Annotated in this window: 7 protein-coding genes; 6 read left to right on the top strand and 1 reads right to left on the bottom strand. The window is 29.2% G+C overall.

Going from position 1 to position 14,093, the window contains the following annotated elements; all coding sequences use genetic code 11:
• The first annotated feature begins 453 nt into the window (after positions 1-453).
• Complete coding sequence (locus tag C4S77_RS08090) at positions 454-6,339, top strand: alpha-2-macroglobulin family protein (RefSeq protein WP_105247116.1); 5,886 nt, start codon at positions 454-456, stop codon at positions 6,337-6,339.
• Between the two features lie 87 nt (positions 6,340-6,426).
• The gene (queG, locus tag C4S77_RS08085) at positions 6,427-7,344 is read left to right on the top strand and encodes a tRNA epoxyqueuosine(34) reductase QueG (RefSeq protein WP_105247115.1); all 918 of its coding nucleotides are present in this window, start codon (positions 6,427-6,429) and stop codon (positions 7,342-7,344) included.
• Positions 7,345-7,523: 179 nt separating this feature from the next.
• Here queG and C4S77_RS08080 read toward each other — a convergent pair whose 3' ends face one another.
• Positions 7,524-7,880 carry a hypothetical protein gene (locus tag C4S77_RS08080; protein WP_146106071.1) on the bottom strand — a complete coding sequence of 119 codons (357 nt, stop codon included), beginning with the start codon at positions 7,878-7,880 and terminating at the stop codon, positions 7,524-7,526.
• A 150-nt stretch (positions 7,881-8,030) separates the two neighbouring features.
• Between C4S77_RS08080 and priA the strand changes: the two genes are divergently transcribed.
• The 4 genes from priA to C4S77_RS13045 all read left to right on the top strand — a co-directional run bounded on the left by priA (position 8,031) and on the right by C4S77_RS13045 (position 13,914).
• Entirely contained in the window at positions 8,031-10,454 is a 2,424-nt protein-coding gene (priA, locus tag C4S77_RS08075; protein WP_105247113.1) for a replication restart helicase PriA, read from the top strand.
• Positions 10,455-10,878: 424 nt separating this feature from the next.
• Complete coding sequence (locus C4S77_RS08070; RefSeq protein ID WP_105247112.1) at positions 10,879-12,246, top strand: hypothetical protein; 1,368 nt, start codon at positions 10,879-10,881, stop codon at positions 12,244-12,246.
• Positions 12,247-12,261: 15 nt separating this feature from the next.
• Positions 12,262-13,638 carry a hypothetical protein gene (locus C4S77_RS08065; RefSeq protein ID WP_105247111.1) on the top strand — a complete coding sequence of 459 codons (1,377 nt, stop codon included), beginning with the start codon at positions 12,262-12,264 and terminating at the stop codon, positions 13,636-13,638.
• A gap of 123 nt (positions 13,639-13,761) precedes the next feature.
• Entirely contained in the window at positions 13,762-13,914 is a 153-nt protein-coding gene (locus tag C4S77_RS13045; protein WP_181042851.1) for a hypothetical protein, read from the top strand.
• The last annotated feature ends 179 nt before the right edge of the window (positions 13,915-14,093 follow it).

The following is a 14,093-nucleotide window of genomic DNA, read 5'->3' as shown; positions in this document are numbered from 1 at the left end:
ATTAAAGACCTTACAAAGGTAATATTTTAGGTTGTTTTTTAAAAAAATTATAGTCACATCCACTTTTTTAGTCTAAGAAATCTGTTTTATTTTTTTAGTATTGGTATTTTGCTTATTTTTTTGTTATAATTTTTATTTTAAAATTATAGTCATATAAAAAAACTTATACTTTAAAAGATAGTAAAATAGTATAATTTTAAATAATTTATTTTCAAAGAGAAATAATTATTTATATATAGAAATAATTGATTATATTTAATAATATAAAGTAAATAATCTGTTTATGTTAATATTTTAAATATATTTTTAATTAATAAATTAACTCATGATCTGATTTCCATTTTTTATAAATTAATTTTTATATAAAATTTTATGGAATTTTAATGTTTAATGTATCTATTATTATAATATTTAGACATAAATCAGTACATTTAATAACCTAACAAAAAAAGTATGAAAAAGCTATTTTTTTTATTACTAATTTCAATTCCATATATGATTATGGCACAAGATTTTAATTATCAACAGAAATGGAAAGAGATAGAATCTCTAGCTCAAAAAGGAGAGGTAAAATCATTATTACCGGAAATTGATAAAATTTATAATCATGCAAAAAAAGAAAATAACACTATAGAAATTATTCAATCTTATATTTATAAATCTAAAATAATATCTGAAACTACTGAAGATAATGAAAATGATTCTTTTAAACTTATTATTTTAGATGTTGAAAAAGAAATTTCATCTAGTAAAGGAGTTACCAAAGCTATATTGCAATCTATGTTGGCTAAACTTTATAGTGAATATGCAGATCAATCGCGTTGGTCTCGGATGAATATTACAGAATCTCAAGATAATTCCGATGACATTGGAACCTGGACAACCAAGCAATTATTGCAAAAAAGTTCTGAATTATATAAAGAGTCTATCAATAATAAAGAATTATTACAAAATGAGAAAACAGATAATTGGAAAAAAATCCTGACTACTTATGATGATATTATTCTTTATCCGACAATGTATGATGTGTTAGTATTTAGATACATAGATTTTTTATCTAAAAATGCCTACATAGATAATAATACTGAATTTAATGAGCAAAATAAAAAAATTAAAAATTCTCTTTTCCAAGATATAATTAAATATCACCAAAATGATGTTGAAAAATCTGCGTATCTTAATTCAGAACTTAAAGAAGTTATAGAAAAAGATATTCCAACAGAAGAAAAAACTGAAGAATTGCTCAGGTTAGCAAAAAAATATCCTAAAAATGACTTTTCTGCATATATATATTACGCTGCAGCAAATAATATTTTAAATACTGATAAAGTAAAGGCATTTGAAATTTGTAATCATGTTGCTGATCAAAAAAATAACCAATGGTCTACCAATTGTGTGAATTTGCAACATTCTTTGCAATTGCCCACATTCTCTGTAAATTTCGATCAGACTTTATTACCCAATGAAAATATTCCTGTTACGGTGACCGCTCGAAATCTCGATAAAATATATTACAGAATCTATGAAGTAAATCCCACAGAATTTTCTTTGATAACAAGAAAAAATAGTGTTATTGATACGGGAATATTCTCTGCTAATACTAAAAATATAATAAAAAAAGGGAATATAGATTTAAAACATTTTGATGATTTTTCAGATCATTCTACCATAGTACGATTAGAAGGTTTACCTCAGGGAAATTATAAAATTGAATTTGCTAATACTGTAAATTTTATACCTCAAAATGATAAAAATAGTAATCTATTGGGAACATCTTATTTTATGGTAAACAATTGGTCTTTAATAAGGACAGCATCAGAAGATAATTCTACTTATCAGCTGGTTAACAGAAAAACGGGTCAAATTTTATCCAATATTTCTATAAAACTTTTTGAGAAATTAAACTATACAGACAAAAAACCCCGTATATTATCAGACCCTATTAATTTAAAAACAGATAAAAATGGATTTATACAACTTCCGAATTTAAAGAAAGATACTGGATATTATCAAAATAGTACTTTTTATATTTATAATTCTGAATCTAGTTCTTATATTCCTCTCACATCCAGTAATTATTATTATGGAAGAGATGATAATAGTTTTTCAAAGAATAATAATATTTCAATTTTTACAGATCGAGTTATATACAGACCAGGTCAAAAGGTCTATTTCAAAGCAATTTTATTCACCGTTGATAAAGAAAAATCTTTAATCACAAAAAATCAAAAAGTTACTTTTAGACTATATAATCCCAATAATGAAGTTGTGTCTACCTTAGATTTAGTATCTAATGAATATGGAAGTGTTTTTGGAGAATTTATTCTTCCTCAAGGAGGTTTAACAGGAAATTATTATCTAGATTCAGATTATGCATATTCAAATCATTATTTCTCTGTAGAAGAGTATAAACGCCCAAAATTTGAAGTTATACTTGAAAAGCCGCAAGGTGAATATACTTTAGATAAAGAAATAAAAGCATCAGGTAAAGCTCTATCTTTTTCAGGGACTTACATATCAGATGCTAAAGTAGTTTATAGAGTAGAACGACAAGAAATATTCCCATATTATTGGTGGTATTATTCTATACCTTCCATTGTAGAAACAATACAACAAGGAGAAACTATTACCGATGGAGAAGGTAAGTTTAATATACTCTTTACAGCAAAATCTAAAAAAGCATTAGAGAAGAAAGACTATCGTACTTATATTTATACTATATATGCAGATGTTACAGATATAAACGGAGAAACTCATACCACAGAAACTCAAATTACAATCGGAGATCTGCCAAAAAAACTGAACTTACAAATACCAGAAAAAGCCTCTCAGAAAGAATTTAAGCAAATAATTATTAGTTCAACTAGTTTGAACGATGTAAAATTGCCTTCTCAAGGGAATATAAATATTATTGAATTAATAGCTCCAAAAAAGATTATTTTACCCAATAAAATAGATGATATTCCTGAATATCAATTATATGATGAAAAAACTTTCAATCAATATTTTCCTCATTTACCTTATTCTAAAGAGGAACAAACTCCTGCGCTGTGGAAAAAGGGAAAAGAAATTTCTTATTTTTTTAATACCGAAAAATCTGATACTGTAGCAATAACCGAGTCATTATCTCGCGGATATTACTTAATACAGGCAACCACTTTATATGGAGAAGACAGTATACAAACCCAAAAAGTGATTGAAATATTAGATAATCAAACTTTAAAATCTACAGATAATCTGTTTTTTTCAATTCATACTGATAAAAAATCTTATAAAGTAGGAGAAACCATTACATTAAATTTATTATCAGATTTAGAAGGAGCTACAGGTATTTTACACATAGAATCAGGAGGAAAATGGATAATACATAAAGATATATTATTAAAAGGGGGTAAAGGTTCTTTTAGTTTACAGGCTAATCAGGAATATGTAAAAGACGGGTTATTTGTTACCGCATATGTAATAAAAGAAAATGGTTATAGAAATCAAACATTAGCTGTTCAAATTCTAAATCAGCCAAAGGATCTGAAAATCACTACTAAAGTATTTAGAGATAAAATAACTCCGGGAGCAGAAGAAAAGTGGGAATTAACAGTAAGCGGTGCTGATAAAGATAAAGTAACCGCCGAAGTGTTGGCTACCATGTATGATGCTTCCCTAGATCAGTTTCAATCTAATACCTTTTCTTTCTCTCCATGGGGATATTCTCCTTATGGTATCTTATATAATCATTTAATTTTTGGATATAAAAGTAAATCTCTAACGTTAAATACTAATTATAAATCTTACTCACATCGAATTCCTCAAGAAGTAAATATAAAAGACTTTCCCATTTATTTTTCCCGTTGGGGTGATGTAGCTCAGTTGGCGGTATCGCGGCCAATGATGGATGAGACTCAAGATATGGCAGAGGAGAGAGTAGACAAGATAGAATTGTCTAGTTTAGAAGAAAGAAAGACAAAAGTTAATCCGCCAATTCCTGTTAAACCCTCTCCACAAATTTCCGAAATTCAAATTAGAACAAATTTACAGGAAACAGCCTTTTTTTACCCTAATTTGTATACAGATAAAAATGGAAATGTAAAATTATCATTTACTTCTCCTGAAGCGCTAACCAAATGGAAATTATTAATTCTGGCACATACGCAGGATTTAAAATCAGGAACGGCAGAATTTTATACGCAAACTCAAAAAGAACTGATGGTGGTTCCTAATGTACCACGTTTTTTGCGTGAAGGAGATGAAATTACAATCAGTACAAAAATCACGAATCTGTCTTCTAAAAAACTTGCCGGTCAGGCTCAACTTCTTTTGTGGGATGCTCTTAATAATAATTCGGTAGACGCTGAGTTTTTAAATTCAAATTCTACACAGACATTTCAAGCAGATACGTCACAAAATACAGAAATAAGCTGGAATATTAAAGTTCCTAAAAATATACAGGCTGTTACTTACAGAATTGTTGCAAAGGCTGGTGGATTTTCTGACGGAGAAGAAAATATACTCCCGGTGTTAACTAACCGAATGCTGGTTACAGAAACACTTCCTATAAGTATTAAAGAAAATCAGACCAAAGAATTCCGTATAGATAAATTAATTATGAATCAATCTAAATCTTTACAGAATTTTAACCTTTCAGTAGAACTTACTACAAATCCAATCTGGTTGGCAGTTATGTCTTTACCCTATTTAAGGGAATATCCATATGAATGTTCTGAACAATTATTTAGCCGTTTGTATGGAAATATACTATCCAGTTATATTATTAATTCTTCTCCAAAAATTAAAAAAGTGTTTGATAATTGGAATACTCTTGGTATTAACATTTCCAATTTAGAGAAAAATCAAGAGCTTAAAAATATTTTGTTAGAAGAAACTCCTTGGATAAAAAATGCAGAGAATGAAAATGAGCAAAAAAAACGTATAGCATTATTTTTTGATCTGAATCAAATGAAAAATGAAACTCAACAGGCTCAGAATAAGCTTATAAAAAGACAAAATGAAAATGGAGGATTTGCCTGGTTTGAAGGCGGTTCGTCCAGTTCAAATATTACCGAACATATAATTTTAGGTTTTGGGCAATTGAAGTTTATGTTAAAAGAAAAAGCAAATAGCTATTTACTTCCTTCATTAAAAAATGTAATAAAATCAGCAATTGATTACTCAGATCAAGAAACTATAAAATATATTAACTCACAATCAAAACAAAAACAAAAAATAGATGGAAAAAGTTTAATCCAATATTACTATGTAAGAAGTTTTTGGAAAGATGAATATAAGATTCCTACACAAATTACTAAATATCTAAAGGATATTACTAAAGATATTTCTGTATTTTTCAAAAATTATGATTTGCAATCTAAAGCTATGACTGCTTTAGTATTAAATCGATATGGATATTCAGAATCTGCAAAAAAAATAATACAAAATATAAAGGAAACCTCTGTGGAAAGTGATGAAATGGGTATGTATTGGAAAGATAATCAACCAGGATGGTATTGGTACCAGGCTCCTATAGATACACAAGCCCGCTTAATTGAAGCATTTTCTGAAATTACACCTTCTGATGTTCATTCTGTAGAAGAGATGAAAGTATGGTTGTTAAAAAATCGGCAAACAAATGCTTGGAATTCAACTAAAGCAACTACCAATGCTGTATATGCACTTATGAATTTTGGTAAAGATTGGACTGATTCGGAAAAAGGGGTAAATGCTTGGGTTGGAAATACTCAACTGTTTCCTAGTGTAAATTCATCTATTGAAACAGCTTCCGGATATATTAAACAATCTTGGAATGCAGAACAGATAAAACCTGAAATGGGTGTGGTGAAAGTAGAAAAAAACTCACCTGGAGTAGCATGGGGAGGAATATACTGGCAATATTTTGAAGATTTAGATAAAATTACTCAAACAGATACTAACATAAAAATGCAAAAACAATTATTTCTTAAAATAAATACAAATCAAGGACAACAGTTACAGCTTATCACCAATAAAAATTCCATTAAAGTTGGAGATTTGGTAACCGTTAAATTAATCATAAAAGTAGATAGAGATATGCAGTATATACATATAAAAGATATGCGTGCTTCCGGGTTCGAACCTGTAAATGTTTTATCTGGATATAAATTTCAAAATAGAGTAGGATATTACGAAAGTACAAGAGATGCGGCCACTAATTTCTTTTTTGAATTTTTACCTAAAGGTATCTATAATTTTGAATATGATTTACGTGCCAACAATAAAGGAGAGTTTTCTAATGGCATTACCCAATTACAAAATATGTATGCACCGGAAATGTCTGCATATAGCGAAGGAAAACGAATAAATATTAAATAAAAATTTCAAGAATTGTAAATATTATATAAAGGATCTTACATTGTTTAATTTAGGATCCTTTAGTATTTTTGTCAATAATTTTTTCCATTGAATAAAGAACAATTAACCTATTTTATAAAAAAAAGAGCCTACGAACTATCTTTTTTGGAATGTGGAATTTCTCCATCCGGGTTTTTAGAAGAAGAAGCTCCTAATTTAGAAAGATGGCTTAAAAATGAGTACCATGGAAAAATGAAATACATGGAAAATCATTTTGATAAAAGATTAAATCCTTCTTTATTAGTAGAGGAGGCAAAATCTGTTCTTACATTTTCTTATAATTATTTTCCTAAAAAATTACAAAATCCGGAAACTTACCAAATAGCCAAATATGCATACGGAGAGGATTATCATATTGTAATTCGTGAAAAATTGTTGAAATTGGTTGAAGAAATTAAAGTGATGGTAGGAGATTTTGCCTATCGTGTGTTTACCGATTCGGCTCCTGTAATGGAACGTGCTTGGGCTCAAAAATCTGGAATAGGATGGATTGGAAAAAACTCACTTTTATTATCTAAGAAAAAAGGATCTTACTTTTTTTTAGCTGAAATTATTTGTGACTTAGAATTGGTATATGACAATCCTTTTAAAACTGACCATTGTGGAAGCTGTACCCGATGTATAGATGCTTGCCCTACCCAAGCTATAAATGAACCAAGGATAATAGATTCTAAAAAATGTATTTCATATCTAACTATTGAATTAAAAGATGAAATAGGTAAAGAATTTAATGGGAAAATGAATGATTGGATCTTTGGTTGTGATATATGTCAGGATGTTTGTCCATGGAACCGTTTTTCAACTCCCAATTCAGAGGAAAAATTTCAACCCGCACCGCATTTACTTAATTTCACTAAAAAGGACTGGATACATTTAGAAGAAACTACTTTTAACAAACTATTTAAAAAATCGGCTATTAAAAGAACTAAATTTTCAGGATTGAAAAGAAATATTTTTATGAGCTGATTAAACCCATATTTTTAATACAAAATATTATTTATAATTATGAAAATTGGATTTTAAATTATTATTAAAAAAAATAATTTAATTCGAATATAAATTCGTTATTGTATGTAACCTTCTATTTGACTAAAATTAACAATTAGTTAGGGAAAATGTCTATGTACTTTCAAATAATTTAAATTTTATTCTTTTCTTTTTAGAATATAATGATAAATATTTTGGCTTCCTACGGTAATAAATGAATCTATAAATTCAAAACCATTTTCGTACATAAAATTTAATGCATCAATCATAGAATCAAAAGTAATTTCTTCCCCTTTAGAATTTTTTATTACAGAAGTATTTTTATGAGTTAAATTTTTAAAAATTTGACCAAAATCTATTTCTACATTTACTTTATCACTAAATGCTTTAGAAGTACCCACTATTTGTATGTATTGAGTATTTATATTTTTTATAGGAATATCATTTATAGATTGGGCTTTTATCATATATAGAGAGCCTAAAAATACACATAGGACTAGTGAAAATTTTTTCATACCAAAGTCTTTTGCCCAAAGATAAAAACTTTAACGTAAAAATATATTAATATCTTCTAATTTATATTATTTTTTTGTTAAGTCATATTTTTACTATTTGCCTTAATAAATCTAAAAAACCTTACCTTTGAAAAGTAAAAATAAGACGGTTTGAATTTTGTAAATGTAATATTACCTTTATCATTAGAAGGAACTTTTACTTATAAAGTTCCTGAAGAATTACAAAATCAAATTAAAGTCGGGCAAAGAGTAGTAGTTCCTTTTGGAGGAAAAAAACTATATACGGCAATTGTGGCAGAAATACATAATAAAAAGCCTGAATTATATACTACTAAAGAAATTTATTCTTTGTTGGAAGATTTTCCAATGATAACACAAAATCAATTAAAATTTTGGAATTGGATTGCAGACTATTATATGTGTTCTTTAGGAGATGTTTACAGAAATGCGTTTCCTTCTGCTTTAAAATTAGAAAGTGAAACGTTCATACGAAAAAGTTTGAAAAATATTCCTTGGGAAGATCTAAATGATAAGGAAACTTTCGTTATGCAAAGCCTGGAAGTAAGAACATCGGTAAATTTAAAAGAAATAGAAGCTTTTCTTGCTAAAAAAAATATTATTCCTGTAATTAAATCTTTGTTTGAAAAAGGATTAATTGAAACTGATGAACAAATTATTGAAAAATATAAACCTAAGAAAATAACTTACCTTAGATTAAATCCTGAATTTGATAATTCTGAAATTTTCAAAAAAGCATTAACGGAAATTGGTAAAGCTCATAAACAGAGAGAAGCACTCTTAATATTTATACAGCTACAACAACAAAGAACCACTTATATTGAAAAAGGAGAATTAGTAGAAAAATCTTCTCAATCTGTAGTAAAAGCATTAATAGAAAAAAAATATTTGTTCGAATTCCAATTAGAAGTTGATAGGAGAGAAGAATATGATGATAATATTGAAGATTCTTATCTTTTGTCTGAAAAACAGCAAAAGGCGTTAAAAGATATTGAAAATAATTTCATAAAGTTTGAAACAGTTTTATTACATGGAGTAACCGGTTCAGGAAAAACTGAAATTTATTTTCAATTGATAGATAAATTTTTAAACCATAAGGTAAATTCTTTATTACTGCTTCCGGAAATTTCTATTACTACTCAATTAGTGGGAAAAATACAAAAACGGTTTGGGGATGAAGTTGGTATATATCATTCTAAACTTAACCCGAATGAAAGGGTTGAAGTATGGAAAAACACATTACTTAACCGTCATAAAATTATTATAGGAGCTCGTTCATCTATATTTTTACCTTTTCAGAATTTAGGATTTATTATTGTAGATGAAGAACATGACAGTTCTTATAAACAAAATGATACTCGTCCGTTTTACCATGCCCGCGATTGTGTGCAAATTCTGTCAACATTTTTCAAATCTAAAGTGTTACTGGGATCGGCCACTCCCTCTATGGAAAGTTATTATAATCATGAACAGGGAAAAATTGGTTGGGTAGAGCTTAATGAAAGGTTTGGAAATATTCATCTTCCGGAAACAGAAATGATAGATTTAAAAAAACCATTAGCTGCACCCAATATATCATATGAATTAAAAGAAAAAATCAGCCAATGTTTAGAAAATAAAAATCAGGTAATTTTATTTCATAACAGGAGAGGATTTGCGCCTATTGTTGAGTGTAATGAATGCGGTCATTCTCCCGGTTGTCCCAACTGCGATGTTTCGCTTACCTATCATAAAGTAACTTCTACACTTAAATGTCATTATTGCGGGTATGTTAGGGCGCTTCCCGAAGTTTGCCCTCACTGTCATTCTCATGCTTTAGAAACCAAAGGAATAGGGACCCAGCAAATAGAAGAAGAAATTAATCATTTATTTCCTGAGGTACGTGTAGCTCGGATGGATGTAGATACTATGAGAAAAAAACATGCCTATGAAATTTTATTTGAAAAGATGTCTTTGCATGAAATCGATATTTTAATTGGAACTCAAATGGTTACTAAGGGATTAGATTTTGATAAGGTACAGCTGGTTGGAGTAATCCGTGCAGATTCATTGATGAACTTACCAAATTTTAGGGCAGAAGAAAGAGCAATACAATTACTGACCCAAGTTAGTGGGAGAGCAGGAAGAAGAAAACAGGGAAATGTATACATACAGACTTTTGATCCGGATAACCCCCTGTATGTTTTTGTTAGAGAAAATAATTATGATCTGGCTAAGGAGGCTATTTTAAATGAAAGAAAAGAATTTTTATATCCGCCTTATTATCGTCTGATAGAGCTTACTTTTAAACATAAAAATCAAGGAAAGGCTAAAAAGGTAGCCGATTATGTAGGTGATTATTTAAAACATTATATAAAATCTCCTTTATTATTAGGTCCGGAAGAAGGGATGATCCCTCGTATAAACAACCAATTTATTTATAAAATTCTTATCAAGCAGCCTTCCTCCAAATCTACCCGAAATATAAAATCTTATATTAAATCGGCTTTAGAAAGAATAAGGCAAATTCAAGCCTACCGTTCGGTAAAAATTGAGATAGATGTAGACCCATTATAAATTTTCAAAATTATAGTATATTTTGACTTTTTTCGTTGTATAAATAAAGTTGTTATAATAAATACTCTAAAAATTTATACTATTTTTGTATAAACTCATACAATAACAAAAAGTGGAAGGAGGAAAAATTATACGAACCATAGGGGGAGAAAGTGTAAAAATCGCAAAATAGTATATTAATAAAGAAGAAAGTAATTATCCAAATTTAAAACCTAAGAAATTAGATAAAACTATAGCATATAATTATGATATTATTCAAAAAGATTAATAAAGTATATTTGAAGACATTAACATTTCTTTTATTTATGTTCTTGTAATCAGAATTTATATACCCCTATATGTTATGAAAAAACTAAAAAAGAATTATTTTCTGATTTTTAGACCCTCAAATTACTATTCATACTGGACGAAAAGGAGAAATTAAGTGAATAATATTAAAGATAAAAAAGAAATAACCCTACCAGTACGAGTAGAGTTAAGTCATTTAGGCATTATAGATGGGTATTATTTTTTAAATGATATTTTATTTAACGGCTTTGCTTACGACCATCGCGATCAACAATTGTATAAAGTCTATCAAATTATTGCCGGTAAAATTAGTGCCGAGCAGGATTATGGTTTTTTTGAATCCCAAAGTTTGGTAAAAATTGATTTTGCAGTGATTGAGGATGATTATAATATTGATGAAGAGATGTTTTATCAAGGTAAACCACTTAATGGTATAACTTATGAATATCTAGATGGTTTTGTTTGGATTGAATCATTATGGATTGATGGTTATATTGTTGAGGATATCTGCTGGTACCCTGATGGATCCGGGTTAATACGTTCTTATGGAACCAATTATCATGAAGATGAATGTCAATTTGAGTGGAATTATAAACAACTTAAAAGTGTTAATATTAGAAAAGGGAATATCAATGCTGCAAATTATTTTAGTTTAACGTTAAATGATCAAAATCAAATTAAATCATGTGTGTTAAATGCATCGAATATAGCGAGTTTAGCTAAATTAGCGTTGCGAGAAGACTTACCTTTACCGGCAAATAATCCAGCCGAATTACTGGCTTATTACCCATTGGCTGATGATATTTTGCTTAATCTCGCAAGTGATGAGAACTTTAACTATTTTGTTGCTCATAGTTCGTTTCAATCCATTAAGAAATTACAATTATTAACTGAATATTTATCACTACCGGTATTATCGCCATTAATGAATTTGCCACATTTAACATCGCTTTCTTTTGATGAGGAAGGTATACTTAGTTATGATCTACAAAACCTGCCCGAACAAGAGCGAAAGATTAAACAACAACAGTGTGATGAGCGTAACTATGCGTTATTAACGTGGTTATTTTCGATACAAGCGAAGCAACATTGTGACATCAGTTTAAATGCAAGCTCTACTGAAATGATGTTTAGTTATTACCAAGAACGAGATAGGCTGATGCTTGATGTTAATCAAAATGATTTTAACTATCTACTCAACGTTTTACCGTTAGCGCGTATTAGAGAACTGAGTTTACGACAACGTAATTTCCCGATCCCTTTATTATTAGAAAAACTTGCTCAATTTAGTCATTTAAAAAAGTTAACAATTGAGGAAGGTATTGTATATAATTTTGATCGTAAACAATTGGATGATAAAGCAAAGGCTGAGGCGAAGAAAGCATCAGATAATCGGAATCAGTTATTATGGGAATTATTGGTCACTTTACAATCTCAATTGCATTGTGACATAGAGCTTATACTGCCATCGGATGAAAAAGTGCAACAACGTTATACACGCTAATCTAGGAGAAATTAAGTGAATAATATTAAAGAAAATAAAGAAATAACCCTACCAGTACGAGTAGAGTTAAGTCATTTAGGCATTATAGATGGGTACTATTTTTTAAATGATATCTTATTTAACGGCTTTGCTTACGACCATCGCGATCAACAATTGTATAAAGTCTATCAAATTATTGCTGGAAAAATTAGTGCCGAGCAGGATTATGGTTTTTTTGAATCCCAAAGTTTGGTAAAAATTGATTATGCGGTGATTGACGATGATCATAATATTGATGAAGAGATGTTTTATCAAGGCGAACTATTTAATGGAATAACTTATACTTATTCAGATGGTTTTGTTTGGGGCGAAGCGTTATGGGTTGATGGTTATATTGTTGAGAATATCTGTTGGTATCCTGATGGTTCGGGATTAATATATCTTTATGAAACCAATTATCATGAAGATAAATGTCAATTTGAGTGGCATTATAAACAACTTAAGAGTGTTAATATTAGAAAAGGGAATATCGATGCTGAAAATCGTTTTAGATTAGCGTTAAATGATCAAAATCAAATTAAATCATGTGTGTTAAATGCATCAAATATAGCGAGTTTAGCCAAATTAGCGTTGCGAGAAGACTTACCTTTACCGGCAAATAATCCAGCCGAATTACTGGCTTATTACCCATTGGCTGATGATATTTTGCTTAATCTCGCAAGTGATGAGAACTTTAACTATTTTGTTGCTCATAGTTCGTTTCAATCCATTAAGAAATTACAATTATTAACTGAATATTTGTCACTACCGGTATTATCGCCATTAATGAATTTGCCACATTTAACATCGCTTTCTTTTGATGAGGAAGGTCTACTTAGTTATGATCTACAAAACCTGCCCGAACAAGAGCGAAAGATTAAACAACAACAGTGTGATGAGCGTAACTATGCGTTATTAACATGGTTATTTTCGATACAAGCGAAGCAACATTGTGACATCAGTTTAAATGCAAGCTCTACTGAAATGATGTTTAGTTATTATCAAGAACAAGGCAGATTGATGCTTGATGTTAATCAAAACGATTTTAACTATCTATTCAACGTTTTGCCATTAGCGCGTATTAGTGAACTGAGTTTACGACAATGCAATTTCCCGATCCCGTTATTATTAGAAAAACTTGCTCAATTTAGTCATTTAAAAAAATTAACAATTAAAGAAGGTATTGCATATGATTTTGATCGTAAAGAATTGGATGATAAAGCAAAGGCTGAGGCTAAAAAGGTGTTAGATAATCGGAATCAGTTATTATGGGAATTATTAGTCACTTTACAATCTCAATTGCATTGTGACATAGAGCTTATACTCTCACCAGAGGAGACCGTGCAACAACGCTATCCACGCTTATCAAGTTGAAATAAAGCAGAAATTATTAGGTTAGTACGAGTAGCGTTAAGTCATTTACGCATTATGGATGGGTACTATTTTTTAAATGATACCTTATTGAATAGTTTGGCTTACGCTCATCGTGAATAACTTTTGTATAAAGTCTATCAAATTATTGCCGATAAAATTAGTGTCGATCAGGATTGTTTTTTTGAATCTCAAAATTTGTTAAAAATTGATTATGTAATGATTGACGATGATCATAATATTGATGCAGAGACTTTTTATCTAGGTGAACTATTTTAATGGAATAACATGTAGTTATTCAGATGGTTTTGTTTGGGGCGATGCGTTATGGGTTGAGGGTTATGTTGTTGAGAATATCTGTTGGTACCCAGATGCTCAGGATTGATATATTTTTATAAAATTAATTATGATGAAGATAAAAGTCAATATTGTGACATTAGACTTGACACGAATCCTAC

The sequence above is a fragment of the Apibacter adventoris genome, from assembly GCF_002964975.1.
GTDB lineage: Bacteria > Bacteroidota > Bacteroidia > Flavobacteriales > Weeksellaceae > Apibacter > Apibacter adventoris.
Note: the sequence above shows the minus strand (reverse complement) of the source record. Positions and strands in the feature narration are given on the sequence as shown.

Excerpts from the sequence above, each read along its gene's own strand:
- C4S77_RS08090 (WP_105247116.1), top strand. The coding sequence starts at position 454 with ATGAAAAAGCTATTTTTTTTATTACTAATTTCAATTCCATATATGATT.
- C4S77_RS08080 (WP_146106071.1), bottom strand. The coding sequence starts at position 7,880 with ATGAAAAAATTTTCACTAGTCCTATGTGTATTTTTAGGCTCTCTATAT.